The organism is Tabrizicola aquatica, from assembly GCF_002900975.1.
Taxonomy (GTDB): Bacteria; Pseudomonadota; Alphaproteobacteria; order Rhodobacterales; family Rhodobacteraceae; genus Tabrizicola; species Tabrizicola aquatica.
The window spans coordinates 185,911-211,184 of the sequence record NZ_PJON01000005.1 but is presented as its reverse complement, the minus strand read 5'-3'; the positions used below and the strand labels follow the sequence as shown (position 1 = coordinate 211,184).

Sequence of the window (25,274 nt, the reverse complement as noted above, 5' to 3'; positions counted from 1 at the left end):
ATAAGCGTTTGCGGTCGGGGTTCAATCGGATAGTCCGAAAAGGTGAAAAGGACGCAGGATTGTCGCCCGGCTGTTGCCGAAACCCGCCGATGGTGCGGCAACCAGCCGGTCCCCGTCCCAGAAGGCCGGGGTCACCGCCAGCACCTCGCGCGGCAGGCCCGTGGCGCGCCAGTCGCATTGCCGCAGCCCCTCGGCCCCCAGCGCCCGCACCTCGCCCGGTCCCGCGACCTGCCAGCGTCCGTCCCACAGACCCGCCTCCAGCCCCCGCAGCGCCCGCGCCTCACGCAGAAGCCAGCCGTTGCGGTGCCGGCAGCCGGCCAGCGTGGCGTCGCGCCCGGCCTGCATCGCCGCCATGAACCGCAAGACCTCGGCGGCGCGCGGCGCATACTCCGCCCCGGAAAGCCAGCGCAGCGCCGCGACGATCACCTGTCGCCGCACCTCCTCGGGCGCGTCCCACAGCGCCGGGTCCACCTGCAACGCCCCCGCCGCCTCACGCAGATGCCGGGCAAAGGCCGCGACTTGCACCGCCAAGGCCGCCTGCACCTGCGCCAGGTTCGACGCGACCGTGGCCAGCCCATCGACCGTGATCCCCAAAGGCGCCAGCGCCGCCAGCGCCTGCCGGGCCTTCACCCGCTGATAGCGGTCGTCCCGGTTCGTCGGGTCCTCGACCCAGGCCACGCCCCTTTGCCGCAACCAGTCGCGCAACTCCTCGCGGCCGGCGCCCAGCAGCGGGCGGTGAAACGTCACCCCCCCCTCATCCCACTGCGGCCGCATCCCCGACAGCCCCGCGATCCCGGCGGCACGCGCCAGACCCATCAGCAGCGTCTCGGCCTGGTCGTCCTGCGTGTGGCCCAAGGCGACATGCGCGATCCCACGCTCCTGCGCCCAGGCCAAGATCAACCCGACCCGCGCCCGCCGCGCCGCGTCCATCAGGTTGCCGGCGATGGCGCCGTGGTCCCAGACCTGCACCTGGTGCGGCACCCCCAGGCGCCGGCACAGGGCGGCAACCCCCACCGCCTCGGCCGCACTCTCCGCCCGCAGGCGGTGATCCACCGTCACCGCCTCGACCCGCAGCCCCGCGGCCAGGCACAGATGCAGAAGGGCGGTGGAATCCCCACCGCCCGACACCGCCACACCAATCGTTTCGCCTGCGGGCAGCGCCGTGCGGACCAGCCCGACCAGCCGCCCGTCTACTGGCACCCCAGCCCCTGCATCGCCACCACGGACTGCGTTGCCGCCATGCTGCCGGGATAGCGCGTGCCCACTTCAGCCAGCGTGACGCAAGCCTCGGGCACCTGCCCCAGCGCGCCTAAGCCTTCGCCCAGCTTCAGCAAGGCATCCGGGGCAAACGGCCCGTCCGGCGCGGCCGAGAAGGCGTCCAGATAGGCCCGCGCCGCGCCCGAGGTATCGCCAAGCTTCGTCAGCGCATCGCCGCGCAGGAAATGCGCCTCGGGGATCAGCGGTCCGCCCGGATAGGATTGGGCATAGGCCGCAAAGAGGTCTGCGGCGGCGCGAAAGTCACCTGAACCGAGCACCCCCTTGGCCCGGTCAAAGTCTTCCTGCTCGGCCACGGCCAATTCAGCCCCGGCTGCGGGGGCGGTTCCGGTTGCGACGGGTTCCGACACCAGCGGCGCAGCGGCCGCCGTCTCGCCACCCAGGGACGGCGTTGCACCAAGGCTGGTCGGATCGCAGCCCTCGGTCACTTCGCACAGGCGATACTCGATGTCGCCGATCCGGTTGGTCCCGTCCGCGACCACCCGGTTCAGCTTCAACTCGACCTCTTCCGTCCGCGCGGTAAGCCGCGCAAGCGTCGCCTCGATCGTGTCCATCCGGGTCAGCGCATCGCCGCCCGCCGCCCCGCTGGTCGCCGCGCCGGTCGAGACCAGCTCGGCCTTCAAGGCATTGAACTCGGCCGCCAAAGCCGACAGTTCGGCGCGGATATCGGCCAGCGTCTGCGCCCGGTCCTGGGCATGGGCCAGGACCGGAAACAGCGACAGGATCAGGACAAGGCCAAGCCGCATCGCTTAGACGCCCGCGCCAGCCGACAGCACCGTGACCGAACGGCGGTTCTGCGAATAGCAGGCCTCGGTCGAGCAGACCTCGATCGGGCGTTCCTTGCCATAGCTGATGGTCCGCAGCCGGTTCGCCGGGATGCCCTGGCTGATCAGGAAGTTCTGCACCGCCGCCGCACGACGCGCGCCAAGGGCCAGGTTGTACTCCCGCGTGCCCTGCTCGTCGGCGTGGCCTTCGATGATCGCGGCATAGCCGGGGTTCTGCAGCAGCCACTGCGCCTGCGCCGTCAGCACCGTCCGCGCCTCGGGCGACAGGGTGGACTGGTCCACCGCGAACAGCACCCGGTCACCGACGCGCTGGTTGAAATAGGCAATCGACGTCGGGTTGTTCGGGTCGCCCAGACCCGTCGTGTCGATGCCGCCCGCACCCGCGCCGCCGGGGCCACCCGCGCCGCCGGGGCCGCCCGCGCCATAACGGTCGGGATTGTTACAGGCCGCCAGGCCCAGGACAGCGATCAACAGCAGGGATTTCGCAGCAAGGCTCATTGGGGGGTATCCTTCTTCTTGGCTCGATTTGCGGGCAGAGTATCAGCTTTGCGCCGCCAGGGGAATCCGGCGGCGCGTCACGTTTTAGGGCAAAAGCGGCGACCAGGCCGGGTCGCTGGCCGGGCCATCGGTCGGGATCTGCTTCAGGTTCCGCCCGGTGATGTCCACCGACCACAGCGTCGCCTGGCCGCCCGCCCCGCTGGTTTCACGGGTGAACATCAACACGCGCCCGTTCGGCGCCCAGGTCGGACCCTCGTCCAGGAAGCTGGCGGTCAACAGGCGCTCTTCGCTGCCGTCGGTGCGCATGACGCCGATGTGGAAGCGGCCCTCGTTCTGCTTGGTGAAGGCGATATAGTCGCCGCGCGGGCTCCAGACCGGGGTGCCATAGCGCCCCGCCCCGCCCGAGATCCGAGTCCCCTCGCCACCGCTGGCCGGCATGACATAGATCTGCGGCACGCCGGTCCGGTCGCTTTCGAACACGATCTGGCTGCCATCCGGGCTGAAACTTGGCGCGGTCTCGATTGAGGGCGCGTTGGTCAGCTGCGTCAGCTGACCCGAGGACAGCGACAGCGCATAGATGTCGCTGTTCCCGCCCCGCTCCAGACTGAAGACCACCGTATTGCCATCGGGCGAAAAGCGCGGGGCAAAGGTCATCGTGCCGGGCTGTTCGTCCAGCGACTGTCGGCTCAGAGTGCCCACATCCATCAGCGTGATGCGGGGGAACCCGCTTTCATAGCTGGTGTAAAGGATGCGGTCCCCGGTCGGCGAAAAGCGCGGTGCCAGCACGATAGAGGAGCTGTCGGTCAGATAGGCCACATTGGCACCGTCGTAATCCATCACCGCCAGCCGCTTCAGCCGCGCGTTCTTCGGCCCGCTTTCGCTGACAAAAACCACCCGGCTGTCGAAGTAGCCGCCCTCGCCGGTGATCTTGGAATAGACCACGTCCGCGACCTTGTGCGCCATCCGCCGCCAGCCCTGGGTCGTGCCGGCAAACTGCAGCGCCGCGCCCTCCAGCACCTGGCCGTTGAACACGTCATAGGCGCGGAACTTGACCGAGATCCGGTCGCCGCTGACGCTGACCGCGCCCGTGACCAGCACCTGCGCGTTGATCGCCTTCCAGTCCTCGAACGCGACGGGCGCGTCAAAGCCCGTCACCCGGCTGATATGCGCCTCTTCCCCGATGGTGCGGAAAAAGCCCGTCCCTTCCAGGTCCGAGATCACCACCCGGCTGATCTCGCGCGCATAGTCGCCCGCCCCGCCCTCGTCGATGAAGGTCGGCACCGCGATCGGCATCGGCTCGATCACGCCGGGTTCGATCACGATGCGCGGCGGCCCGTTCTGCGCCATCACCGCCGCGGCCCCGCCAAGGCCCAGTGCCAGGGCCAGCAGGGCGGCGAAAGCTGTTCTCATGGGTCTGATCATCGGCCTCATGCTCCGTTCTTGTTTCTGTCCTTGCCCGCCTGCCCAGCGGGAGAGAAGGGGAAGTTGTCGCTTTTGTTCCCGCTCATCGTGCCCGCATCCCATTGGCATCGAAGACCAGGTCCAGCACGCGCCAGGTATCATACTTGTCCGCCGGCAGCGGAAGTCCGCCGTCGGCATAGGCCCGGTTCACCGCCCGGCGCGCGGATTCGTACAGCTTGTCGATCCCGGTCTGGCTTGGCCCTTCCGACTCGATCAACTCGAACCCGGTGGGCTTGCCATCGGGCGCAAAGCTGACCCGGATCACGATCATCGTCGACAGCGTGTCGGTCGAGGCCGCGCCCAGGTTCCACTTCCGTGCAATCGCGGACGAGATGTTGCCCATCTCGCCCCCGGTCAGAGGCGGCCCTTGTGGCAGGTCCTGCCCGCCGGTCTCGGCCGTCTCCACCGGCTCTTCCACCGCCTCGCCCAGCAGGGCGTCGATGGCGGCATCCGTTGCGGCATCGTCCACCGGCTGCTCTGCCGGCAGGTCCTCTGGCGGCTCTTCGGCCGGGGTCTCGGCCGGCACCTCGGCCGCCGCAACCTCCACCTCCGGCTCAGGCTCTGCCGCGCGTTCGGGACGCGACCGTGGCCGGACCGAGGTGGTCATGCCAGTCTCGGCCTCCTGATCCTCATTCGCTTCGGTCCGGGTGATGTCGCCGGTATCCTCGGCCACCGTTTCCTCGACCGGCTCCTGCTCGATCACCTCTTCCGCCGCCGGGTCCTCGGATACCGCAGGCGTGGGCGTGTCCGAGGTCTCGGCCTCGCTCTCCGGCTGTTCGGGATCGGGGGCGATGATCTCTTCGGCTTCGGCCTCGGGCTGGATCTCGGTCGACTCCGACTCCAGCGCCTGCTCGGTCTCGGCTTGAACAAAATCGCTGGGCGGCGGCTCGACCACCGGCTCGGGCTCGGGTTCAGGCTCCGGCTCAGGCGGCGGCGGTTCAGGCTCCGGTTCCGGCACAGGTTCCGGTTCCGGCTCCGGTTCAGGCTCCGGCTCCGGCTCCACCACCTCCTCAGGCCGCGCCTGCGGCCGCACCGGCGCCGGCTCCTCGGCCGGTGTCTCGGTCGCGGCGGCCTGCATCGCGTCGAACTCCGCACTCGACACGAAATCGACCGAGGTCAGCACGATCTCGCTGGGCGGCGCGGGCGCGAACAGCCAGTCGCCGACCAAGACCCACAGGATAACCCCTGCGTGCCCGATCGCCGAGACCACCGTCCCCGTCTGGAACCGCCTCTCCATCCGCCTCAGCCGTCCGTTTCGGGTTGAGACGCTTCTCCCGCCCCAAAGCTTGGGCCTTCGGCATCGGTCACCAGACCGATCTCGTTGAACCCGCCCGCGTTCAAGGCACCCATCACCTGCGCCACCCGCTCATAGGGGACCGACCCATCGGCCCGCAGGAACACCTTCTTCGAGGTCCGCTCGGCCGCAATCGCCGTCAGCCGCGGGATCAACTCGTTGTCGGCGACCTCGGTCGTCTGGATCGCAATGACGCCTTCCGCGGTAATGGTGATGGTCAGCGGTTCTTCCTGTTCCGTCGGCAACGCCGCGGCCGCCGTATTCGGCAGTTCCACCGGCACACCCACCGTCAGCATCGGTGCGGCGACCATGAAGATGATCAGCAGAACCAGCATCACGTCCACAAAGGGCGTGACGTTGATCTCGCTCATCGCGGCCGACCGGCCCCGGCGACGGCCGCGCCCTCCGCCGCCGCCCGAGGATTTCACCACACCGCCGCCCATGGTCAGGAGTCCAGCTGGCGCGACAGGATCGTCGCGAATTCGTCGGCAAAGCTTTCATAGCCGCCGACGATCCGCTCGCTGTCCGCGTTCAGCTTGTTGTAGAACACCACCGCCGGAATGGCCGCGATCAGCCCGATCCCGGTGGCCAAGAGCGCCTCGGCGATACCGGGGGCGACGACGGCCAGGTTGGTGTTGTTGCTGATCGCGATCTGCTCGAAGCTGTGCTTGATTCCCCAGACCGTGCCGAACAGCCCGATGAACGGCGCCGTCGATCCGGTGGTCGCCAGGAAGCTCAGGCCCTGGTTCAGGCTTTCGCTTTCCCGCGCAATCGCCACGTTCATCGCCCGGTCGATCCGGGCCTGAGCGCCCGCGATCAGCCCGCCGTCCTGCTTGTGGCTGCGCCGCCATTCCAGCATCCCGGCGGCAAAGATCTTTTCCGACTGCCCCTGCGGGTCCGAGCCGATCTTCTCGAACAACTCGTCCAGGGGTTCGCCCGACCAGAAGGCCCGGTCAAAGATCGTCGCCTCGCCGCGCGCCTTGCGGTACTGGATGTGCTTCTGGACGATGATCGCCCAGCTCCAGAACGACATGATCATCAGCATGATCATCACGATCTTCACGGTCAGGGTGGCTTTGATAAAGAGGGTGAGCATGGAGAAATCAATCTCCCGCGCCGCCGCAAGGGTTTCCGTTTCCATACGCCTGCTCTTGTTGGTCGGGCCGTTATTCGGCTCCGTTACCCCCGATTCTATCAAGATTGCAGGGGGAATGCCAACACAACTCTGTGGGCGGCGGGGATTCGCGCGTGGATGACGACCGATGTCATCGCCCCGGCCCCCTCCTCGTTCGACTGCGTCTCCTCGTCGGAACTGGCACGCATCGGCCTCGTCATCCCGCGAAGAGTGACGAAGTCATCGACGAGCATCCGGCCAGGGCAGAAGTCAGTGCACCGGCCCCGCCAGCCGCGCCCGCACGTCCGCCGGCAGCCGCGCCGCGTGGCCGTCCTCACCCAGGCAGACCAGCGTTACGACCGAGGTAAACAACCGCTCGCCCCCGCGCAGGACCACCTGTTCCAGGACGATCCGCGCCCCGCCCAGGGTTTGCAGCACCGTCTCCACCACCAGGTCATCGCCGAACTTCGCCGGGCGGAGGAAATCCGCCTCGACCCGGCGCACCGCAAAGACGATCCCCAGCGCCACCCGCAGCGCCATCTGGTCCACCCCCAGGCTTGCGACCCATTCGGTCCGCGCCCGTTCGATGAATTTCAGATAATTGGCGTAATAGACGATCCCCGCCAGATCGGTGTCCTCGTAATAGACGCGGGTGCGGAACTGGTGCGGGGTCATGCGGTCTCACTTCTGGCCTCGGGTGCAGGCTAGGCCCTCGCACCCCGGCTCGCAAGGCGTTAAGGAACCCCTAACGGCCATCAGCAAGCCATTGTAAACCCTCGACTATCCGCTTCTGTCCACCGTGGACAGCCTCAGCCCACCCGCGCCCGCGCCGCCAGCCGCAGCGCATGGGACGGGTCGCGCGCCATCACCGGCAGGACCGGATCATAGCCCGCCCGGATCACCGCCCCGATCTCGGGCCGCAGGATCACCCGCCCCCCCACCCGCGCCAAAGGCGAGGTCCCGTCGAACGCCCGATCCGACCACAGGACGACCGTCTGCACCGCCTGGGCCAAGGCCAGCGTCTCCGCCTCCATCGCCGCCAGGGCCGCATCCATCCTCAGAAAGACGAAGGCCGCCTTGATCGCCCCCTCCCGGTCGAAACGGAAGATCCGGTACTGGTTCGCCCCCGCCGCCTCCAGCCGCGCCACCAGCGCAGCCAACTCCGGCACCAGCCGCCCCAGGTCGCGCACCTCCAGAAGTTCCCCCCACTCCCGGAAGGCAAAGACCATCAGGTTCGCCCCCAGCTCCGGATCGGTCTCGGCCATCCGGTGGCCGGCAAGCGCCACGACCGCCTCGAACGCTCCCTTGAAGGCGGGAAGGCTCGCGTCCTCCACCCCAAAGACCACCGGCACGATCGGCCGCCCCCAGCGCGCGAACAGATACTGCCCGTCGCTGCGGGTGAACAACGCCTCGATCTCGCCCGGTCCCATGCCGCCCTCCATTCGATGCGCGCCCGCTATCACCAGGTCCGGCACCCGGCAAGATCGGCATTTTCTGTCTGCAAATATCCTCTGGGGGTTTGGGGGGCGAAGCGCCCCCAACATCCGAGGAGGAGGCGAAGCCCGACGACGAGACAAAAGCCTCGCGCGGAATGCGCTCCGCTCAGCTGCCGAAAAGATCCGCCTGGCCCGGCACCTTCGGCGCCTCCAGACCCAGATGTCGCCAGGCCTTTGCCCCCAGCATCCGCCCGCGCGGGGTGCGCAGGATCAGGCCCTGCTGCAAGAGGTAGGGTTCGATCACCTCCTCGATGGCATCCCTCGGCTCGGACAGGGCCGCCGCGATGGTCTCCACCCCCACCGGCCCGCCGCCGTAGTTTTCGGCCAACAGCGTCAGATAGCGCCGGTCCGCCCCGTCAAGCCCCAGGTTGTCCACCCCCAGCCGGGTCAGCGCCCGGTCGGCCAGCGCCCGGCTGATCCGCCCGCCCTCCTCGACCAGCGCGAAATCCACCACACGCCGCAAGAGCCGCCCCGCAATCCGTGGCGTCCCCCGCGCCCGCCGGGCAATCTCGCGGCAGCCTTCCGCCTCGGCCTGGACGCCCATCAACCTCGCCCCCCGCGTGACGATCTCGTAAAGCTCCGCCTCCGAATAGAACTCCAGCCGCGTCGGAATCCCGAACCGGTCCCTTAAAGGAGTCGTCAAAAGCCCCAGCCGCGTCGTCGCCCCGACCAGGGTGAACGGCTGCAAGTCGATCCGCACCGTCCGCGCCGCCGGCCCCTCGCCGATCACCAGGTCCAGCGCAAAATCCTCCAGCGCCGGATACAGCACCTCCTCGACCACCGGGGACAGCCGGTGGATCTCGTCGATGAACAGCACATCGCGCGGCTCCAGATTGGTCAGGATCGCCGCAAGATCGCCCGGCTTGGCCAGCACCGGCCCCGAGGTCATGCGGAACCCCACCCCCAACTCCCGCGCCATGATCTGCGCCAGTGTCGTTTTCCCCAAGCCCGGAGGCCCGTGGAACAGCGTATGGTCCATCGCCTCGCCCCGCATCCGGGCCGATTCAATGAACACCGCAAGGTTCGCCCGCGCATCCGCCTGCCCGATGAACTCGGCCAGCATCTGCGGGCGCAGGGCCTTGTCGGTATCCTCGGGCAACCGCTCGGGCCGCAGGGTCGGATCGGAACTCATGTCGCTTCAATCATTTGGGGGCCAGCAGCTTCAGCGCCGCCCGGATCACGGCCGAGGTCTCAGCCTCGGGCGCATCGCCCATCACCGTTGCCACCGCCTGCGCCGCATCCCCCTGGCCATAGCCCAGGTTCACCAGCGCCGACAGCGCATCAGCCGAGGCCAGGGCCCGCCGCGCCGCACCCTCGTCCACCTTCGCAGATTTGCGCGGCGCGGGGGCAGCCTCCTCGATCACCACATCCTCCGACCCGGCTTTTGCCGACAACCCGACCCCCGCCGCCATCACGCCGGGGGCCTTGGCCTTCAGCTCCAGGATCACCCGCTGCGCCAGTTTCGGCCCCACGCCCGGCGCGGCCTGCACCGCCCGCGCGTCGCCCAGGGTGATCGCCCGACCCACCCCCTCGGCCCCCAAAGTGCCCAGGATCGCCATCGCGGCCTTGGCCCCCACGCCCTGCACCGTCACCAGCAGCTTGTGCCACTCCTTCTCCAGCATGGTCGGAAAGCCGAACAGTTGCAGCAGGTCCTCGCGCACCAGAAGCTCGGTATACAGACTGACCGCCTCGCCGACCGAGGGCATTGCGGCCAGCGTCCGCTCGCTGACATGGACGATATAGCCCACCCCGCGCACGTCGATCAGCACATGGTCCGACCCGCGCCAGTCCAGCCGTCCCGAAATCCGCCCGATCATCCCGCCGCCCTCACCGCCGCCGCCAGCCGGCCCGACGACTGCACATGATGCGCATGGCAGATCGCAATCGCCAGCGCATCCGCAGCGTCCGGCCCCGCGATCTTCACCCCAGGAAACTGCAGCTTGACCATGTGGTCCACCTGCACCTTGGCCGCATGGCCCACGCCCACCACCGTTTTCTTCACCGCATTCGGCGCATATTCCCCGACCGCAAGCCCGAACTGCGCCGGCACCAAAAGCGCAATCCCCCGCGCCTGGCCCAGCTTCAGCGTCGCCACCGCGTCCTTGTTGACGAACGTATGCTCCACCGCCGCGCTTTCGGGCTGCCAGGTGCGCAAGACCTCCGTCAGCTGCGCATGCAGCGACAGAAGCCGCACCGCCAGGTCGCCGTCCGCCCCGTCCGAGTGGCAGATGCCGTTCGCCACATGACTAAGGCGAGAGCCCGCCACGTCGATCACACCCCAGCCCAGGTTCCTTAACCCCGGATCGATGCCGATGACCCGCATCTTGCCCCCGCTCTTCTTCTTGCCACAAGGGCTAGCACGAAAAGGGAACATCCGCCAATGGCTTTCCATCGCGCCGGGCGCCTGCGATTAATCATTTTGCACTTGCAGAATACGACGTTATGCCGCAAAAACACGACGCGCCGCGCCAATCCTTGCGGGAAGGCGCTGAAAAAGATGAAGAAATTGTGTCCATAGTCATGCAGTGGCTGCAAGGCGGCCTTGCTTGGACATCGCTTGCTTTGCACCTGCAGCACGACTATCTGGCAAAGGGCAAGGGAATAGGCCCGTGCAATGAGCAGTTTATGAACAGGATGCTAGCCATGGCCGCTGTCGAGACGACCCGCCCGGCGCCCTTTGGCGCCATCACCACCTACCGCACGATCAATGCGGTGACGAATGCTTTTGCGACCCTCGCCGCATGGAACGATGCGCGCGTGACCCGCAAGGCGCTGAACAAGCTTTCCGACCGCGAGCTGGACGATATCGGTCTGTGCCGCGGCGACATCGAGTTCATCGGTCGCTAAGCGACGGGTGAGGGCACCACGCCGGAACGTAAAAGGCCGCACCGATGGGTGCGGCCTTATGCATTTCCAAGGGTTTGGCTCAGCGCGGCAAGAGGGCTTGCAGTTGGCCGGACACCCAAAGCGTCGCGGGGTCGGCGTGCATCATCCAGGCCCCGACCGGATCAAATCCAGAACCGGCGGCCAGCGCACTGACCCGGCTTTCATAGGTTTGCGGCCCGACATAATAGTGGATCACGCCTTTCAAGCCGATCCCCACCACCAGCGCCAGCGCCACCGGCTTGACCAGCTTTGCCAACCACGAGCCGCGGCGGGTCGAGGCCTTGCGCCCCAAGGTGCCTGCGGCCTCGAAGCCATAGCCCTTGGCATGGGATTTTTCGATCCGCGAGACGCGGGTGTAAAAATCGTTCAGGTTCGGATCAACCCACATCTTCTTCACCCCAGCTTGGCAGCCCAGACAAGGCATTGATGCCGCCGTTTTATGGCGAAAATGCGGCATGTCGCCTTTACTGCGACTGGTCTCCGAAACCTGTCAAGGATTGTCCACGATTTCAGGCCTTTTGTAGAACAAGCGTCGACCATTCCCCAAGATCGTCGCGGTTTTGCAGACAAAGACCTGCCGCAACGTAAGCCTCGGTCACCGCTTCGGCCTGCACAACCAGAAGGCCAGAGAGAATCGCCCTCCCCCCCGGCGCTAGATGCGCGCTGATCGACGGGGCCAGCTCGATCAGCGGGCCTTTCAGGATATTGGCAAAGATCAGGTCATAGGGCGCGGCGGCGTGCAGGCGGCGGTGCTGCAACCCGGCAGCCTCCAGACATTCGATCCGCCCCTCCAGCCCGTTGATCGCCACATTGGCTTCGGCCACGTCCACCGCGACCCGGTCAATGTCGCTGGCGATGACTAGCGCGTCGGGCAAAGTCGCCGCAGCCGCCATCGCCAGAACCGCCGTGCCGCAGCCGATGTCGGCCACCTTTGCCGGACGCTCGCCCGCCGTCAGCAGCCGGTCAAAGGCCAGAAGGCAGCCCAGCGTCGTCCCGTGGTGGCCCGTGCCGAAAGCCACCGTCGCCTCGATCTGCAAGGGCACCCGGCCCGCCGGCACCTTGTCCGCATCATGGCTGCCGTAAACGAAGAACCGCCCGGCATCCACCGGCGACAACTCGCGCCGCACATGCGCGACCCAGTCCACCTCGGGCAGTTCCGACAGCGCGAAGGGCTTCGCGCCGAAGGCCGTCGCCAGCACTTCCAGCATCACCTCGTCCGGCGGCTCCAGGAAATAGCCGCCGACCTCCCACAGGCCCGAGCCGTCCTCGATCTCGAACACCCCCACGCCTGTGGGTTCGGGGTCCATCCGCTCCATGGCCAGGGCCAGGGACTGTGCGGCATCCTCACCGGGAAGCGTGGTCAGGGCGGAATAGGTCGGCATGGCGGCACTCCTTTGTGCAGGCCCTTACGCGCCCCGCTCCGGCCGATCAAGCCGATCTGCGGCGCGCAGCCAGCGAATTTTCGCAGAAAATTCGTCCGCTCTCAGGCGCGCACGCCGGTCCCGATCGGGCAGGTCACGCCGGTCCCACCGATCCCGCAATAGCCGTCCGGGTTCTTGGCCAGATACTGCTGGTGGTAATCCTCGGCGAAGTAGAACACCGGCACCGGCAGGATCTCGGTCGTGATCGGCCCCATCCCCGCCGCCTTCAGCGCATGTTCATAGACCACCTTCGAGGCCCTTGCGGCCGCCATCTGCGCGTCCGTGTAGGCATAGATCCCCGACCGGTAAGTCGAGCCGACATCATTCCCCTGCCGCATCCCCTGCGTCGGGTCATGCCCTTCCCAGAACAGCTTCAACAGCCCCTCATAGCTGATGACCGCCGGGTCATAGATCACCCGCACCACCTCGTTGTGCCCGGTCAACTGGGTGCAGGTCTCCTTGTAGGTCGGATTGGGAGTATACCCGCCCGCATAGCCGACCATGGTCAGCCAGACGCCCGGGGTCTGCCAGAACTTCCGCTCCACACCCCAGAAGCAGCCCATCCCGAACATCGCCTCTTCCATGCCCTCGGGCACCGGCGATTTCAGCGGAATACCGGACAGAAAATGCGTCTCGGCCGTGGGCAAGGGCTCCGCCCGCCCCGGCAGGGCCTTGTCGGCCGTGACCATTTCCATCGATTTGCGGGTGAAGAACATGCGCGACCCTCCGTTTGCCTGCCGAATATAGGGCGGAACCCCCGCCGCGCCAGCCTACTCCGCCGCCACCGGCAGACCACGCGAGAACACCGTCTCGTTCCCCGGTTCGGGGTGCCGCGGGATCAGGCAGATCAGCCCAAACGCCACCAGCGCCATCCCGGCCCCCAGAAGGAATACGTAATCCGGCGAGGTCGCCCAAAGATAGCCCAGCGCCGCCGGCAGGAACACCGCCGCGATATGGTTGATCGTGAACGCCACCGCCGCCGTGGGCGCAATATCGCGCGGATCGGCGATCTTCTGGAAATAGGTCTTCAGGCTGAAACTGAGTGCAAAGAACAGCTGGTCCAGGATATAAAGCCCGCCCGCAATCACGATCCCCCAGCCGAACCAGTAAAGGCCACCATAGGCCAGGAACACCAGCGTCAGCCCGATATACTCGAACCCCATGACGTTCCGCTCGCCATACTTGCCCAGCGCCCGCCCCATCATCGGCGCCACCGCCATGTTGATCAGGTAATTGCACAGCAAGAGAAGCGTCATCTCCGAGACCTTCATCCCGAACCGCTCCACCATCATGAAGCCCGCAAAGACCACGAAAATCTGCCGCCGCGCGCCCGCCATGAATTGCAGCGCGTAATACAGCCAGTATCGCCGCCGCAGGACCATATGCTTGTGCTGCACATGCGGAGACTGAAACTGCGGATATGCCAGCGCCGCAAACAGCACGATGGCAATCGTCAACCCGCCCGAGGCCATGTAGACGGTATTATACTCCAGCCCCAGACTGTCCCACAGCGCGACAATCGCCCCATAGGCCGCGAGTGATGCCCCCGCCCCCACCGCCACGATCCGCCCCAGCACAATCGGCGCGCGGGCCTTGTCGATCCACTGCAGTTGCAGCGACTGGTTCACCGTCTCGAAGTAGTGAAACCCGATCGACGACAGCAGCGTCATTACCAGAAGGCCACTGAACGAGGTGAACCACCCCGTGAACATCGTCGCCGCCCCCAAAAGCGCCAGCATCCCCAGCGCCAACACCTGCTCCCGCACCGCCAGCAGGATCGCGATGACCATGACCGCGAGAAGCCCCGGAATCTCCCGCACCGTATGCAGCCAGCCGATCTCCTTGCCCGTGAACGCCGCCACCTCGATGACGAAGTTGTTCAAAAGCGCCGACCAGGTCGCGAAACTCAACGGCATCGCCGCCGCCATGAGGTACAGGAGCGCCTCGGGCCGCCGCCAGCGGGGCAGACGGTAGGTCTCGGACAGGGGCATCAAGCTGGACATATGCAGGAACTAGCCAAAACGGGGGCCAAGGCAAACCCAAACCTTGTGCCCGGCACAATCCGCCCAGGTTCCCCTTAGCCCGGAATCAAGGACGAAGCCCGCCGGGCAGCGCCCGACCGCGCCCTCGGGCGGGCGCTCTTGCACCGTCAGCCTGCAGAACTACGGTGGGAGGGGTTGAACGATAGAACGCCTGGAAATGCCGGTGCTCGCCCACCCGGCGGTCGGGCGTTGCCCTGTGACCGACGGTTCGCCAAACTTCGTAAGGTGAGCTAAAGCGCATCGACCTTACACCCAAACACTAGCGTTCGGGAAAGCCGTTTGCCCTAGGGACGGCCCAAGCGCTGTTCAAGACTTCCTTCATCCGGTACATGTCTGGCATGAGCAGACCCGCTTTCCTAATCTCGTCTTGAAGGGTGTCCGAAACGAAAAATTCGGGGGTTTTCAGCTCTCGTTCGCGCCACAGGTGGCAGTTGAGAAACTGGAGCCTCTTCATGGCCAACTTTGAAGCGTTGATTTGATTGAAGTAATTTGACCGATAGCATCCGCCAATATTCTTGAATTCTTCGCTTTGCTGGGGGTCAAAACTTGTAAGGAATGCCCCGATCATCATGGTAAAGAACTCACCGGGATGCAGCTCTTCTGGCTTGTAGCTCATCCGGATTGGCCGAAACTGGTGAATCCCAGGTTCCAGCTTCTCGATCAACTCCTTCAGGGCAACGTCCACGACAAGAAGCATGCCCGTAATTTGCATGAACGAACCCAGTCTTGGGTACCGCCTGTTAATCCGATACTCCCGCGGCCATTCGTTCTCTTCCACGGCGCGGAAAAGGCGCTTCTCACCATGCATAGTGCCATGCTCGTATAGCAGGCATTGGCAGACGTGAAGTCGATAGGCTGGCTTGGAGTTCCCGTAAAACTCTTGCTCATCAGGCGTCATGGAGTCGAAGTTCGCATCGAGTTGTTCGTAATAACCGACAAAATCACCGTCAGGGCGAAACGGCCCAAATCTGGATGCAGGTTCAAACCCCCAAACCATTTCGCCTCTCCTGTTCAGTCACCGGCGATTTGCAGCGCATCTCGCAAAAGGTCCAAACTAGTCTAGCCGAGCTTCGCCAGTTAGCCAACCGCCCCCCTCACAAAAAACTCTGCGGATCAATATCCACTGCCAGCCTTAAATCCCTCGGCAGCTTGAACTGCGCCAGCCACTCCGCCAAGGCCGCCTGCAACGGGGCCCCCTTCTCCGCCTTCACCAAAAGCCGCACCCGATGCCGCCCCCGCACCCGCGCGATCGGAGCAGGCGCGGGCCCCCAGACCTCCGCCCCGATCCGTTGCAACGGATCACAACGCCGCGCTAATTCGCCACCGAAATCAAACACCTGCGCCACGTCGGGTGACGACAGGATGATCCCCGCCATCCGCCCGTAAGGCGGCACCCCTGCGGCCCGCCGCTCGGCCGCCTCAGCCGCCCAGAACGCCTCCTCGTCGCCTCCAAGGATCGCCCGGATCACCGGATGCTCCGGCTGGTGGGTCTGCAGCCAGGCCTCGCCCTTCCGCTCGGCCGTCCGGCCCGCCCGGCCAGCGACCTGCCGCATCAGCTGGAACGTCCGCTCCGCCGCGCGCAGGTCCGACCCCTGCAGCCCAAGGTCGGCGTCGATCACCCCCACCAGTGTGAGGAGGGGAAAGTTGTGCCCCTTGGCCACGATCTGCGTGCCGATGATGATGTCGGCCTCGCCCGCCGCGATCCCTGCAATCGCCTCTTTCAAGGCCCGCGCGCTGCCGAACAGGTCCGACGACAGCACCGCCACGCGCGCCTCTGGAAACCGCGCCGCCACTTCCTCCGCCAGCCGCTCCACCCCCGGGCCAACGGCTGCCATCCGGCCCTCGACACCACACGAAGGGCAGGCCAAAGGCACCGGCTTCGTCGCCCCGCACTGGTGGCAGACCAGCCGCTTCTGGAACCGATGCTCCACCATCCGCGCATCGCAGTGGTCGCAGCCGACCTGATGCCCGCAGGCCCGGCACAGCGTCACCGGCGCGAACCCCCGCCGGTTCAGGAACAAGAGCGCCTGCTCCCCGCGCTTGACGACGGCATCCACCTTCGCAGCCAAAGTCGGTGAAATCCACCGATCCCCCGGCAGCTTCTCGGCCCGCATGTCGATGGCCCGCATCTCCGGCATCTCGGCCGCGCCAAAGCGGGAGCCCAAATCCAGCCGCTGATATTTCCCCGCCTCGACATTCGCCCAGGTCTCCAGGCTGGGGGTGGCGCTGGCCAAGACCACCGCGCAGCCCGCAATCGCCGCGCGCAGAACCGCCATGTCCCGCGCGTTGTACAGAACCCCCTCCTCCTGCTTGTAGGAGGTGTCGTGCTCCTCATCGACGACGATCAGCCCAAGGTCCTGGAACGGCAGGAACAAAGCCGAGCGCGCGCCGACGACCAGCCCCGCCTCCCCCTCCGCCGCCATCTTCCACAGCCGCCGCCGTTCCGTCATCGTGACGCCCGAGTGCCACTCCGCCGGCTTCGCCCCGAACCGCGCCTCGACCCTGGTCAAAAACTCCGCCGTCAACGCGATCTCGGGCAGCAGCACCAAGGCCTGCCGCCCGGCCCTAAGACACTCCGCCACCGCCTCCAGATAAACCTCTGTCTTCCCAGACCCTGTCACTCCCTTCAACAGCGTCGCCGAATACCCCCCCAGCGCCACCGCCGCGACCAGCGCATCCCCCGCTGCCACCTGCTCCCCCTCCAGCCGCACGCCCTTCCCGGCCTGCAAACGCGGATAAGGCGTATCCCGCGGCGCATCCTCCTCGGCCACCACGCCCAGCTTCACCAGCCCCTTCACCACCGACGCGCCACACGAAGCCGCCTCCGTCAGTTCCCCCAGCGTGACCGGAGCCCCCCCGAACGCCCGCAACGCCTCGATCACCCGGTGCCGCGCCTCGGTCAGACTGTTGGGCACCGCACCCGCCAACCGATACACCCGCCGCACCGACGCAGGCTCCCCCAACCCCGGAGTCCTGGTCGCCAACCGCAGCATCGCCGGCAGCGGCGTCAGCGTATACTCCGCCGCCCGAGCCAAGAAACCCCGCAGTTCCCCCCGCATCGGCCGCGCGTCCAGCACCCGGCCCACCGACCGCAGCCGCGCGGGATCAAACCCACCGACCCCCGGCCCCCAGACCACCCCCAGCACCTTCCGCGGCCCCAGCGGCACCTCGACGAAATCCCCGTCGCCGCAGCCCCCCTCCGGCGCGCGATAGTCCAGGACCCGCCCCAAAGGCTCCGTCGTCAGCACGCCCACCAGATCGCCCGCCCGATAGACCCGCTCCACCACCTGAAACCTTTCGCTCATCCGCCGTTTGGGCTAAACCGCGACCCGAGAGCATTCAACCCCCGCGTTGCACCCCCCGCAACCACCCAGGAGGCCCCCCATGAAATTCTTCATCGACACCGCCGACGTCGACGCCATCCGCGAGCTGCACGACCTTGGCATGGTCGACGGCGTCACCACCAACCCGTCCCTCATCCTGAAATCCGGCCGCAACATCCTGGAAGTCACCAAGGAAATCTGCAGCTTCGTCCAGGGCCCCGTCTCGGCCGAGGTTGTGGCGCTGAAAGCCGACGACATGATCGCCGAGGGCCGCAAGCTGGCCGAGATCGCCCCGAACATCGCCGTCAAGGTCCCGCTGACCTGGGACGGCCTCAAGACCTGCAAGGTCCTGTCGGGTGAGGGCTTCATGGTCAACGTCACCCTCTGCTTTTCCGCCAACCAGGCCCTGATCGCCGCCAAGGCCGGGGCCACCTTCATCTCGCCCTTCATCGGGCGTCTGGATGATATCAACCTCGACGGCCTCGACCTGATCGGCGACATCCGCACGATCTATGACAACTACGGGTTCGAGACCCAGATCCTCGCCGCCTCGATCCGCAACGCCAACCACGTCAAGGACTGCGCCCTGATCGGAGCCGACGTCGTCACCGCCCCCCCGGCCGTGATCAAGGCGCTGGCCAGCCATGTGCTGACCGACAAGGGGCTGGAGCAGTTCACCGCGGATTGGGCCAAGACCGGCCAGAAGATCCTGTAAGGGAAGCCGCCTGCAAAGCGCCGGTCTGAAGCCCGGCCTACGTAGGTCGGGGCCAGCCCCGACGCCAATCCCACCCCGTAGGTCGGGCTTCAGCCCGACTCCCCCGCCCGAACACGAGGGCCGCGCCCTCCCTCCGGCGGGCGCGAACCGCGCTGGTTCTCGCTCACTTTATCCCTCAACCGCTTCCACCGCAGTTCTGCGCGAGACACGTCAAAGCGCCCTACCGGGGGGAGGGAGGGCGCGGCCCGGCGGCGCAAGCGCCTTGCTTCCGGGCCAAGAGGCGCTTCCCTCCAAGCTTTAGCGCCTCGTCTAGCACCATTGAGGGTGCGCTGCGCGCCAACTTGACCAAGAGGTGACCACGCCACTATCGTTCACGCAAACGAAGTGAGTTAGCGACATGCCATTTGCCAATCTAGTAATTCATACGTCGTGCTTTGCCTTAGCAGTGCTTCTCTTTCTCCTTGTGAATTGGATTGGTCGACATGCCGTTTCCTTTGGATATTCCAGCACAACGCTCTTTGAAGACCCAGAAGAATCATTTGCACTAAATTTTCTCCTGAGGACACTTCCTCCAGCCGTGTTTATTATCATCCTGTCGGCCGGCGCAGTTGCGTCGGGCAATGACGAACTCCGGCTGCAAAGTTACTGGATCGCGGTTTACTATTACATTATTCGCGCTGGGTACTTCCCAATCTTCGGCCTACAAAGACTTATTAGCTGGCGAAGGTTTGTACTTCATAGCACAATTGGGATCTTGGCGGCTGCAGCCGCATTCAAATACTTAGTCCTACCCAAGAAATCGCTTTTGCCGGATCTCGAGACTGCCGGAAACGAACTTTGGCTCGCGATGCTAGTCTTCCTATATGCGGTGGGAAACAATGTCGTAATAAGTGACAGTCGCAGCGCGACCCGCCGTAATTCCTATGTGCGCCAAAGCTACAATACTGCTCACGCCCGCTTCGGAGCCATCATTGATGAGAAAATTAAGGATGATCTGCTCAAGCTCATAGTCTATGCCGTGATAGTCTTTGAAAACTATTGCCGCCCTCCCGTTGTGCGGGCGCTGGAGCGCGCTTGGCCTATGAATTCTGGCAGGACGACTGGCATAATGCAAGTGGCGTCACCCAACCCTTTATCTGACGAAGATAGTATAAGAAAAGGTTTGGAGATACTCTCTGAATCCTGGAATAATCACATGCATGAGGAAACCTGGGAAAGAATCCGAAGTGTAGTTGCCGATTATAATAAAGATGACGAATACGTCTATAAAGTAGATCAGATAATGGAAATTATCGCAAATCGCGTAGAACTGGACTTCCTTCCGACTTTTGAAGATCGGTGGCGTCAAGTGTCCGAGCGCAGCGAAAAGCCCGCGACAAATCGCAATCTGCGCGTGAAACTCGCAAGATTCTCGAACGGTCCGTCACCGAGGCGCTTGTCCATGCGTACTCGCAGGAAAAGACAGCTCTAACCCCCCTCACCTCACCAACGGCCCGCCAAACACCCGCTCCTCCCCCTCCGCCACCGCCTTCTGCGCCCGTTCCTGCACCGCTACCCTTGCGGCCTCCACCACCCCCGGCCCCGCGTCCTCCCACGCCTCGCCCATCGCCTGCGCCACCTCTCCGAACTGCGGCTTCTCGCCCGACCAGGCCTCCTCGCGCTCGCGGTAATGCGCCAGCGTCTCGGCCCCCCGGATCACCCCAGCCAGCCGCGCGTGCATGTAGCTTTTCAGGACATCGTTGATCCGCGGCCCGTACCCCTCGCCCATCGAGCGGAAGAATTTCAGCACATCCGCCTCCAGCGCGATGCAGACCCGTTTCTTCGGCTGCCGGGGCGTGGCCGTGGCGATCTGGTGCCACTCCTCCGGGATGCGGCCGGTCAGTTCGATGGTGTTGTGCAGGTCCCATTCCAGACGCCGCATGACGTCCATCATATAGGTCATCTGGGCACGCTGGCGGGGGGTCTGTTTCTTCAGGTCGGGCATGGCGGCATCCTTTGCGGCCCCCAGCCTCGCGCCAAAAGGTTAACGCCGGCCAAGGCATCCGCGCGTATGCATGGGCGGAATACGGCCGGAATACGCCCTGTAGCCCCACTGTTGCATCCCTGCCCCATTCCCCGCCGGGGCCTGCGAAAACCTGTCGCCATCCGCGTTAGCTTCGGCCTATAGTCTGCGGGAATTCCACGGAAACTGGCCCTGACATGATCGAACCCGACCTGCGCGACCTGATCCTGGCAAAGCCCGAGCGGCTGCTTGAGGACCGCGACGTGATGAACGCCCTGGTTTCGGCCAACGAACGGGCGATGGGCGCGAATATCGTCGATTTGCGCGGCATCGCCATGCAGCGTCTGGAGACCCGTCTGGACCGGCTGGAGGATACACATCGTTCAGTGATTGCAGCGGCTTACGAGAACCTGGCCGGCACCAACCAGGTTCACCGGGCCGTCCTGCAACTTCTGGACCCGACCAGTTTCGAGGGCTTCATCACCACCCTGCAAGGCGAGGTGGCGCAGACCCTGCGCATCGACATCGTGCGTCTGGTGCTGGAAACCGCACAAGATGAAGCAGAGGCCGATCCCGCGTTGCGCAAACTGGGCGAGGTGCTGCAGATCGGCCCGCGCGGCCATGTCGCGCAGTATCTGACCAACGGCCGCAACATGGCGGTGCGCCCGGTCGTGCTGCGGCCCGTCACCGGCCTGGCCGCCACCGTCTACGGCCCCCGCGCGCCCGACATCCGGTCCGAGGCGCTGATGAAGCTCGACCTCGGCCGCGGAAGGTTGCCCGCGCTGCTCGCCTTCGGCTCGGAGGACCCGCACATGTTCAAGACCAGTCACGGCACCGACCTTCTGGCCTTCTTCGCTGGCGTCTTCGAACGGCTGATGCGGCAATGGCTTAAATGACCGGGGCGGGGCTGACCCCGTTCCTGGCCCCCGCCCTGTCGGCGGCGCTGGCGGACTGGCTGGACCAGATCCGCGCGCTGCAAGGTGCGGCCCCCAATACGGTCGAAGCCTACCGCCGCGATGTCTCGCGCTATCTCGCTTTCCTGGCCGACCACCAGGGCGGGGCCGAGGGGCTGGCCCGCCTTGCCGCCACCAGCCAATCCGACCTGCGCGCCTGGTCGGCGTGGGAGCGGGCGCGCGGCCTCTCGCCCCGGTCGCTGGCGCGGGCGCTGTCGGCCGTCAAGGGCTTCACCGCTTGGGCCGCCGACCGCACCGGCAGCGATGCCACCACCGTCCTGTCCGCCCGCGCCCCGAAATACCGCCGCAAGCTACCCCGCCCCCTGTCCGAGGACGGTGCCGCAGCCATGCTGGCCGAGATCGGCAGCGATGCGCTGCAGGACTGGATCGCCACCCGCGACACCGCCATCGCCACCCTGCTTTACGGCCTTGGCCTGCGGATTTCCGAGGCCTTGTCCCTGACCGGCGCCGACCACCCCCTGCCAGAGGTGCTGCGCATCACTGGCAAGGGCGGCAAGACCCGCATTGTCCCGGTGATCCCCGCGGCGGCCCAGGCGGTGGCCGCCTATGCCCGGCTTTGCCCCTTCGATCTGACCGCCGACCAGCCCCTGTTCCGGGGCGCGCGGGGCGGGCCGGTGAACCCCCGGCTGATCCAGTCGGCAATGGAACGTGCCCGCCTGCGCCTTGGCTTGCCTGCGTCAGCCACGCCGCACGCGCTGCGCCACAGCTTTGCCACGCATCTGCTTTCAGCGGGCGGCGACCTGCGCGCGATCCAGGAACTTCTCGGTCACGCCTCGCTCTCGACGACGCAAGGCTACACCGCCGTCGACGCCGCCCGGCTGATGGAAGTCTACGAAAAAGCCCACCCGAGGGCCTGACTTGACGGCCAAGCCCTGTTGCGCCTGCCCGCGTAATCCGCCATCAAGAACGCGATGAGCCCGCGTCTGAAAGCCCTCTCTGTCCACATGCTCACCGCCACCGGCGCGGTGCTGGCGATGTTCGCCATGCTCGCCGCCGTCAAGGGAGAGTGGAGCCTGATGTTCCTCTGGCTGGTGGTGGCGCTGATCGTCGACGGGATCGACGGCCCGCTGGCCCGCCGGTTCGAGGTGCACAAGAACTGGCCGACCTATGACGGGGTCCTGATGGACCTGATCGTCGACTATCTGACCTATGTGTTCATCCCGGCCTTTGCCCTGTTCCAGTCCGGCCTTCTGCCCGGCTGGACCGGCTGGCTGGCGATCATCGTGATCTGCTACGGCAGCGTGATCTACTTCGCCGACACCCGGATGAAGACCAAGGACAAAAGCTTTGCCGGCTTTCCGGCCTGCTGGAACATGGTCGTCCTGGTCCTCTTCGCGACCAAGCCGGGCGAAGCGATCATCCTGCTGGTGGTGATCCTTCTGACCGTGACGATGTTCACCAACCTGAAGTTCATCCATCCCGTGCGCACCAGCCGCTGGTACGAGATCTCGATTGCCGTCTGCATCGCCTGGATCGTCCTGGCCGGCTGGGCCGCCTGGTGGGACTTTCAGGAAGGCCCGGTGGCCAAGTGGCTGCTGGTGTTGACCTCGCTCTACCTGCTTCTGGCGGGGATCGCGCAGCAGATAATCCCGGAAGGCATCCGCCGGGTGCGCTGACGCCCCGCTCGTCGATGTCTGCGACACTCCTCGCGCGCGAGGAGAAGACGAAGTCGCACGACGAGCCCGGCCGTCAAAGCCGCATCAACATCACGCCCGCGACGATCACGATCGAGGCCACGGCCTTCTCGCCGTTCATCTTCTCGCCAAAGACCAGCCAGCCGATCAGCACCGCAAACAGGATTGAGGTCTCGCGCAGCGCCGCCACCACGGCAATCGGCGCGAAGGTCATCGCCCAGATCGACACCGCATAGGCGCCATAACTCGCCGCCGAGGCGAAGGCCCCCATCCGCCAGGCATGCCAGTTGCGCGGGATCACGTCCCAGCCGCGCAAGGCCAGCATGCCCAGCGTGAAGAAGCACCCGTCCGCCACAAAGACCCAGGCCACATAGGCGACCGGCGCGCCTGAAACCCGCGCGCCCATCCCGTCGATCAGCGTATAGGTCGCCGTTGCCAGCGCCGAGCCCAGGGCGAAGGGCAACAGCCGCCGATCCTCGCCGCTGGTCAGCACCCCGCGGGCCATCAGCAAGATGCCCCCCGCCAGAACCGCAATCGCAAGGTATTCCTGGGTGCTGACCGCATCGGCCAGGAAGGCCGCCCCGACCAGCGCCACGACCATCGGCGCAGCGCCCCGTGCAATCGGATAGACCCGGCTCAGGTCGCCGCGGTCATAGGCATAGGTCAGGAAGAACTTGTAGGCGAAATGTGTGCAACCCGCCGCGATCACCCAGGGCACCGCCGCCGGGTCGATCGGCGCGGCGAAAGTCACCACTGCCAGGCCGATCGGAACCTCGACGATGGACAGGATCACCATCCCGCCGACCTTCGAGGTCCCAAGTTTGATCAGCGCATTCCACAGCGCATGCAGGAAAGCCGCGCCAAGGACGGCCAGGAAGACACCAAGGGTCAAGGGCGCACCTGTCGCAAAACTGTTACCGACTGGCTAAGCCCTTGCGCAACGCCCGGCAAGCCAGGCGATAGGTCCAGACACGCGCGGTCGATAGGGTCAGCCGCTGCGACCCCCCGGAATGCCCGCAGGCCGCAGCCACCGGCGACAGGGCCGGAGTCCCGGCCTACCGACCCTTGGCCGCCAGCTTCTCTTGCAGCTTCAACTGGTTGCGCGAACCGATGCCCACGCCGAAGTAGATCACCAGCAGATAGACCAACAGAACGACGGGCAGGACCCAGGACAGGATCTGCCGGATCTCGTAAGCCGGGACCACATCTCCGGTCATCAGCAGAACGACGTTTTCCAGCGTGAAGGGCACGCCCTCATAGGCGAAGATCACCCAATAGGCCGCGATGCTCAACGCCAGCGAAAGGGCGGTCGCCAGCACGGCAAAGACCGCCTTTTCCTTGAAGACCAGCCGCCGCTCTACTGCCTTGGTGCCCGTCTGACCCGCTGAAAGCGCCGCAACCATGGCCAGGATGGCCCCCATCGAGGCCGGGATGGGCAGGTCGGGATAGGCAAGGGTCAGACCGGCCAAAGCCGCATTCGCCGCAAGCATGAGGGCCAGAAAGACGGCCAACATGCGGGCCAGGGGGACAGAGGTCGACGGCATCGGATGCTCCTTGCAAGTTCACTGCGCATAGCCATGCCGCATGGGCCAAGGGTTGCCAAGCCCTGGATCAGCGCAACCGCAGGCGGATCGGCCCGCGCGGGGTCCGCGGGTACACCTCGACCCCGGCTTGCGTCGCGATGATCTCGGGCATCCCGGCCGCCGCCGCGCGCACTTCGACCATCAAAGGCCGCCAATCCGGCGCCAGGGCCCTTGCGACCTCGGACGGGCACAAGGACCGCTTTCGCCCCCGGGCCAGCGCCAGGTCTAGGATCGCGTGCCGGATGCGGTCGCTCACAGCAGAAGGGCCCCTTCGTGGCGCAGAAGCGCGGCCTTGGTCTCGACCCCGCCGGGGGCAGAGAACCCGCCGAACCAGTCGGTTCCGGTGACGCGGTGGCAGGGGATCAGGATCGGCAAGGGGTTCGCGCCGCAGGCCTGCCCCACCGCCTGCGCCGGGGCGCCCACCGCCTTGGCAATCTGGCCATAGGTCCGCGTCTCGCCCATCGGGATCGCCGCCATCGCACGACGCACGGCGGCATTCAGCCCCTCGCCCCAGTCCAAAGGCAGGTCGAACCGCGCCAGCCTCCGGTCGAAATAGGCGCGGACCTGCGCCACCGCTTCGTCCAGCAAGGTTGAGCTTTCGCCGGGGTCGTCCCGCCACGTCACCGCGACCAGAAGCCCCTGTCGTTCGATCAGGGTCAGCGGCCCGAACGGCGTCAGGACCACCGCCCGCGCGGGGTGGGCGCTATCGCCCACCCTACGCCCGTTCCCGGGCCGGACACCCCGCGACAGCGGCGTAGGGTGGGCATTCCT

The 25,274-nt window shown here is 66.0% G+C and carries 29 protein-coding genes; 6 read left to right on the top strand and 23 right to left on the bottom strand.

Annotation, left to right across the window (positions count from 1 at the left end):
• Nucleotides 1–21: 21 nt before the first annotated feature.
• The 12 genes from tilS to ruvC all read right to left on the bottom strand — a co-directional run bounded on the left by tilS (nt 22) and on the right by ruvC (nt 10,246).
• A complete protein-coding gene (gene tilS / locus CXR42_RS19930; protein ID WP_103258847.1) occupies nt 22–1,200 on the bottom strand; it encodes a tRNA lysidine(34) synthetase TilS in 1,179 nt (392 codons plus the stop codon).
• Nucleotides 1,191–2,021, bottom strand: a complete 831-nt coding sequence (ybgF, locus tag CXR42_RS17335; protein ID WP_103258846.1) for a tol-pal system protein YbgF — start codon at nt 2,019–2,021, stop codon at nt 1,191–1,193. Before ybgF ends, tilS begins: the two co-directional genes overlap by 10 nt.
• 3 nt (nt 2,022–2,024) lie before the next feature.
• Nucleotides 2,025–2,558, bottom strand: coding sequence for a peptidoglycan-associated lipoprotein Pal (gene pal, locus CXR42_RS17330; protein WP_103258845.1), 534 nt, complete (start codon nt 2,556–2,558; stop codon nt 2,025–2,027).
• 84 nt (nt 2,559–2,642) lie between these two features.
• Nucleotides 2,643–3,977, bottom strand: a complete 1,335-nt coding sequence (tolB, locus tag CXR42_RS17325; protein WP_425444870.1) for a Tol-Pal system beta propeller repeat protein TolB — start codon at nt 3,975–3,977, stop codon at nt 2,643–2,645.
• 85 nt (nt 3,978–4,062) lie between these two features.
• Nucleotides 4,063–5,256: a cell envelope biogenesis protein TolA gene (locus CXR42_RS19625; protein WP_180996100.1), complete on the bottom strand. Its 1,194-nt coding sequence runs from the start codon at nt 5,254–5,256 to the stop codon at nt 4,063–4,065.
• Nucleotides 5,257–5,261: 5 nt separating this feature from the next.
• Nucleotides 5,262–5,756 (bottom strand): protein TolR, encoded by a 495-nt coding sequence (gene tolR, locus CXR42_RS17310; RefSeq protein ID WP_103258843.1) that lies wholly within the window; start codon nt 5,754–5,756, stop codon nt 5,262–5,264.
• Nucleotides 5,757–5,758: 2 nt separating this feature from the next.
• Nucleotides 5,759–6,454: a protein TolQ gene (gene tolQ, locus CXR42_RS17305; RefSeq protein WP_103258842.1), complete on the bottom strand. Its 696-nt coding sequence runs from the start codon at nt 6,452–6,454 to the stop codon at nt 5,759–5,761.
• Nucleotides 6,455–6,697: 243 nt separating this feature from the next.
• Nucleotides 6,698–7,102, bottom strand: coding sequence for a tol-pal system-associated acyl-CoA thioesterase (ybgC, locus tag CXR42_RS17300; RefSeq protein WP_103258841.1), 405 nt, complete (start codon nt 7,100–7,102; stop codon nt 6,698–6,700).
• A 134-nt stretch (nt 7,103–7,236) separates the two neighbouring features.
• The gene (locus tag CXR42_RS17295) at nt 7,237–7,857 is read right to left on the bottom strand and encodes a hypothetical protein (protein WP_103258924.1); all 621 of its coding nucleotides are present in this window, start codon (nt 7,855–7,857) and stop codon (nt 7,237–7,239) included.
• Nucleotides 7,858–8,029: 172 nt separating this feature from the next.
• Nucleotides 8,030–9,055 carry a Holliday junction branch migration DNA helicase RuvB gene (gene ruvB, locus CXR42_RS17290; RefSeq protein ID WP_103258840.1) on the bottom strand — a complete coding sequence of 342 codons (1,026 nt, stop codon included), beginning with the start codon at nt 9,053–9,055 and terminating at the stop codon, nt 8,030–8,032.
• Between the two features lie 10 nt (nt 9,056–9,065).
• Nucleotides 9,066–9,740: a Holliday junction branch migration protein RuvA gene (gene ruvA, locus CXR42_RS17285; RefSeq protein WP_103258839.1), complete on the bottom strand. Its 675-nt coding sequence runs from the start codon at nt 9,738–9,740 to the stop codon at nt 9,066–9,068.
• Nucleotides 9,737–10,246: a crossover junction endodeoxyribonuclease RuvC gene (gene ruvC / locus CXR42_RS17280; protein ID WP_103258838.1), complete on the bottom strand. Its 510-nt coding sequence runs from the start codon at nt 10,244–10,246 to the stop codon at nt 9,737–9,739. Before ruvC ends, ruvA begins: the two co-directional genes overlap by 4 nt.
• A 320-nt stretch (nt 10,247–10,566) precedes the next feature.
• Between ruvC and CXR42_RS17275 the strand changes: the two genes are divergently transcribed.
• Nucleotides 10,567–10,770, top strand: coding sequence for a DUF1127 domain-containing protein (locus CXR42_RS17275; protein ID WP_103258923.1), 204 nt, complete (start codon nt 10,567–10,569; stop codon nt 10,768–10,770).
• A 79-nt stretch (nt 10,771–10,849) separates the two neighbouring features.
• Here CXR42_RS17275 and CXR42_RS17270 read toward each other — a convergent pair whose 3' ends face one another.
• The 6 genes from CXR42_RS17270 to CXR42_RS17245 form a co-directional block, all read right to left on the bottom strand.
• Entirely contained in the window at nt 10,850–11,197 is a 348-nt protein-coding gene (locus CXR42_RS17270) for a hypothetical protein (protein ID WP_103258837.1), read from the bottom strand.
• Nucleotides 11,198–11,318: 121 nt separating this feature from the next.
• Nucleotides 11,319–12,191 carry a 50S ribosomal protein L11 methyltransferase gene (locus CXR42_RS17265; protein WP_103258836.1) on the bottom strand — a complete coding sequence of 291 codons (873 nt, stop codon included), beginning with the start codon at nt 12,189–12,191 and terminating at the stop codon, nt 11,319–11,321.
• Between the two features lie 101 nt (nt 12,192–12,292).
• Nucleotides 12,293–12,946, bottom strand: a complete 654-nt coding sequence (gene msrA / locus CXR42_RS17260) for a peptide-methionine (S)-S-oxide reductase MsrA (RefSeq protein ID WP_103258835.1) — start codon at nt 12,944–12,946, stop codon at nt 12,293–12,295.
• A gap of 54 nt (nt 12,947–13,000) precedes the next feature.
• A complete protein-coding gene (locus tag CXR42_RS17255; protein WP_103258834.1) occupies nt 13,001–14,233 on the bottom strand; it encodes an MFS transporter in 1,233 nt (410 codons plus the stop codon).
• Nucleotides 14,234–14,531: 298 nt separating this feature from the next.
• The gene (locus CXR42_RS17250; protein ID WP_103258833.1) at nt 14,532–15,269 is read right to left on the bottom strand and encodes an imm11 family protein; all 738 of its coding nucleotides are present in this window, start codon (nt 15,267–15,269) and stop codon (nt 14,532–14,534) included.
• Nucleotides 15,270–15,366: 97 nt separating this feature from the next.
• On the bottom strand, nt 15,367–17,577 hold the full coding sequence (locus tag CXR42_RS17245) for a primosomal protein N' (RefSeq protein ID WP_103258832.1): 2,211 nt from the start codon (nt 17,575–17,577) through the stop codon (nt 15,367–15,369).
• 79 nt (nt 17,578–17,656) lie between these two features.
• Here CXR42_RS17245 and fsa point away from each other — a divergent pair, with 79 nt between their 5' ends.
• Both fsa and CXR42_RS19405 read left to right on the top strand, forming a co-directional pair.
• A complete protein-coding gene (gene fsa, locus CXR42_RS17240) occupies nt 17,657–18,310 on the top strand; it encodes a fructose-6-phosphate aldolase (protein WP_103258831.1) in 654 nt (217 codons plus the stop codon).
• Nucleotides 18,311–18,707: 397 nt separating this feature from the next.
• A complete protein-coding gene (locus CXR42_RS19405) occupies nt 18,708–19,781 on the top strand; it encodes a hypothetical protein (RefSeq protein WP_146038099.1) in 1,074 nt (357 codons plus the stop codon).
• Nucleotides 19,782–19,787: 6 nt separating this feature from the next.
• On the opposite strand, the gene CXR42_RS17230 is transcribed toward CXR42_RS19405, so the two are convergent.
• Nucleotides 19,788–20,294 (bottom strand): BrnA antitoxin family protein, encoded by a 507-nt coding sequence (locus CXR42_RS17230; protein ID WP_103258829.1) that lies wholly within the window; start codon nt 20,292–20,294, stop codon nt 19,788–19,790.
• 215 nt (nt 20,295–20,509) lie between these two features.
• Here CXR42_RS17230 and CXR42_RS17225 point away from each other — a divergent pair, with 215 nt between their 5' ends.
• Genes CXR42_RS17225 through CXR42_RS17215 form a run of 3 tightly spaced genes read left to right on the top strand, consistent with a single transcriptional unit; the run spans nt 20,510 to nt 22,902 of the window.
• On the top strand, nt 20,510–21,208 hold the full coding sequence (locus tag CXR42_RS17225; RefSeq protein ID WP_103258828.1) for a DUF484 family protein: 699 nt from the start codon (nt 20,510–20,512) through the stop codon (nt 21,206–21,208).
• Between the two features lie 11 nt (nt 21,209–21,219).
• A complete protein-coding gene (locus CXR42_RS17220) occupies nt 21,220–22,143 on the top strand; it encodes a tyrosine recombinase XerC (RefSeq protein WP_425444869.1) in 924 nt (307 codons plus the stop codon).
• 54 nt (nt 22,144–22,197) lie between these two features.
• On the top strand, nt 22,198–22,902 hold the full coding sequence (locus tag CXR42_RS17215; protein WP_103258826.1) for a CDP-alcohol phosphatidyltransferase family protein: 705 nt from the start codon (nt 22,198–22,200) through the stop codon (nt 22,900–22,902).
• Nucleotides 22,903–22,975: 73 nt separating this feature from the next.
• Here CXR42_RS17215 and CXR42_RS17210 read toward each other — a convergent pair whose 3' ends face one another.
• From CXR42_RS17210 to CXR42_RS17195, 4 genes are all read right to left on the bottom strand, one after another.
• Entirely contained in the window at nt 22,976–23,812 is an 837-nt protein-coding gene (locus CXR42_RS17210; protein WP_103258825.1) for a DMT family transporter, read from the bottom strand.
• 163 nt (nt 23,813–23,975) lie between these two features.
• Nucleotides 23,976–24,464, bottom strand: a complete 489-nt coding sequence (locus CXR42_RS17205) for an ABZJ_00895 family protein (RefSeq protein ID WP_103258824.1) — start codon at nt 24,462–24,464, stop codon at nt 23,976–23,978.
• Nucleotides 24,465–24,531: 67 nt separating this feature from the next.
• The gene (locus CXR42_RS17200) at nt 24,532–24,759 is read right to left on the bottom strand and encodes a DUF3253 domain-containing protein (RefSeq protein ID WP_103258823.1); all 228 of its coding nucleotides are present in this window, start codon (nt 24,757–24,759) and stop codon (nt 24,532–24,534) included.
• A complete protein-coding gene (locus tag CXR42_RS17195; RefSeq protein WP_245875479.1) occupies nt 24,756–25,217 on the bottom strand; it encodes a methylated-DNA--[protein]-cysteine S-methyltransferase in 462 nt (153 codons plus the stop codon). The genes CXR42_RS17200 and CXR42_RS17195 overlap by 4 nt, the downstream gene beginning before the upstream one ends.
• Nucleotides 25,218–25,274 lie beyond the last annotated feature (57 nt).

Bases quoted from the DNA above. Each gene is read 5' to 3' on its own strand.
- CXR42_RS17230 (WP_103258829.1), bottom strand. From the start codon at position 20,294: ATGCCCGACCTGAAGAAACAGACCCCCCGCCAGCGTGCCCAGATGACC.
- CXR42_RS17250 (WP_103258833.1), bottom strand. From the start codon at position 15,269: ATGGTTTGGGGGTTTGAACCTGCATCCAGATTTGGGCCGTTTCGCCCT.
- CXR42_RS17270 (WP_103258837.1), bottom strand. From the start codon at position 11,197: ATGTGGGTTGATCCGAACCTGAACGATTTTTACACCCGCGTCTCGCGG.
- CXR42_RS17295 (WP_103258924.1), bottom strand. From the start codon at position 7,857: ATGGGACCGGGCGAGATCGAGGCGTTGTTCACCCGCAGCGACGGGCAG.
- ruvB (WP_103258840.1), bottom strand. From the start codon at position 9,055: ATGAGTTCCGATCCGACCCTGCGGCCCGAGCGGTTGCCCGAGGATACC.
- CXR42_RS17245 (WP_103258832.1), bottom strand. From the start codon at position 17,577: ATGAGCGAAAGGTTTCAGGTGGTGGAGCGGGTCTATCGGGCGGGCGAT.
- pal (WP_103258845.1), bottom strand. From the start codon at position 2,558: ATGAGCCTTGCTGCGAAATCCCTGCTGTTGATCGCTGTCCTGGGCCTG.
- tolQ (WP_103258842.1), bottom strand. From the start codon at position 6,454: ATGGAAACGGAAACCCTTGCGGCGGCGCGGGAGATTGATTTCTCCATG.
- CXR42_RS17215 (WP_103258826.1), top strand. From the start codon at position 22,198: ATGAGCCCGCGTCTGAAAGCCCTCTCTGTCCACATGCTCACCGCCACC.
- CXR42_RS17265 (WP_103258836.1), bottom strand. From the start codon at position 12,191: ATGCCGACCTATTCCGCCCTGACCACGCTTCCCGGTGAGGATGCCGCA.
- fsa (WP_103258831.1), top strand. From the start codon at position 17,657: ATGAAATTCTTCATCGACACCGCCGACGTCGACGCCATCCGCGAGCTG.
- CXR42_RS17275 (WP_103258923.1), top strand. From the start codon at position 10,567: ATGGCCGCTGTCGAGACGACCCGCCCGGCGCCCTTTGGCGCCATCACC.
- ybgF (WP_103258846.1), bottom strand. From the start codon at position 2,021: ATGCGGCTTGGCCTTGTCCTGATCCTGTCGCTGTTTCCGGTCCTGGCC.
- ruvC (WP_103258838.1), bottom strand. From the start codon at position 10,246: ATGCGGGTCATCGGCATCGATCCGGGGTTAAGGAACCTGGGCTGGGGT.
- CXR42_RS17225 (WP_103258828.1), top strand. From the start codon at position 20,510: ATGATCGAACCCGACCTGCGCGACCTGATCCTGGCAAAGCCCGAGCGG.
- CXR42_RS19625 (WP_180996100.1), bottom strand. From the start codon at position 5,256: ATGGAGAGGCGGTTCCAGACGGGGACGGTGGTCTCGGCGATCGGGCAC.
- CXR42_RS17205 (WP_103258824.1), bottom strand. From the start codon at position 24,464: ATGCCGTCGACCTCTGTCCCCCTGGCCCGCATGTTGGCCGTCTTTCTG.
- ybgC (WP_103258841.1), bottom strand. From the start codon at position 7,102: ATGACCCCGCACCAGTTCCGCACCCGCGTCTATTACGAGGACACCGAT.
- msrA (WP_103258835.1), bottom strand. From the start codon at position 12,946: ATGTTCTTCACCCGCAAATCGATGGAAATGGTCACGGCCGACAAGGCC.
- tolR (WP_103258843.1), bottom strand. From the start codon at position 5,756: ATGGGCGGCGGTGTGGTGAAATCCTCGGGCGGCGGCGGAGGGCGCGGC.
- ruvA (WP_103258839.1), bottom strand. From the start codon at position 9,740: ATGATCGGGCGGATTTCGGGACGGCTGGACTGGCGCGGGTCGGACCAT.
- CXR42_RS19405 (WP_146038099.1), top strand. From the start codon at position 18,708: ATGCCATTTGCCAATCTAGTAATTCATACGTCGTGCTTTGCCTTAGCA.
- CXR42_RS17255 (WP_103258834.1), bottom strand. From the start codon at position 14,233: ATGTCCAGCTTGATGCCCCTGTCCGAGACCTACCGTCTGCCCCGCTGG.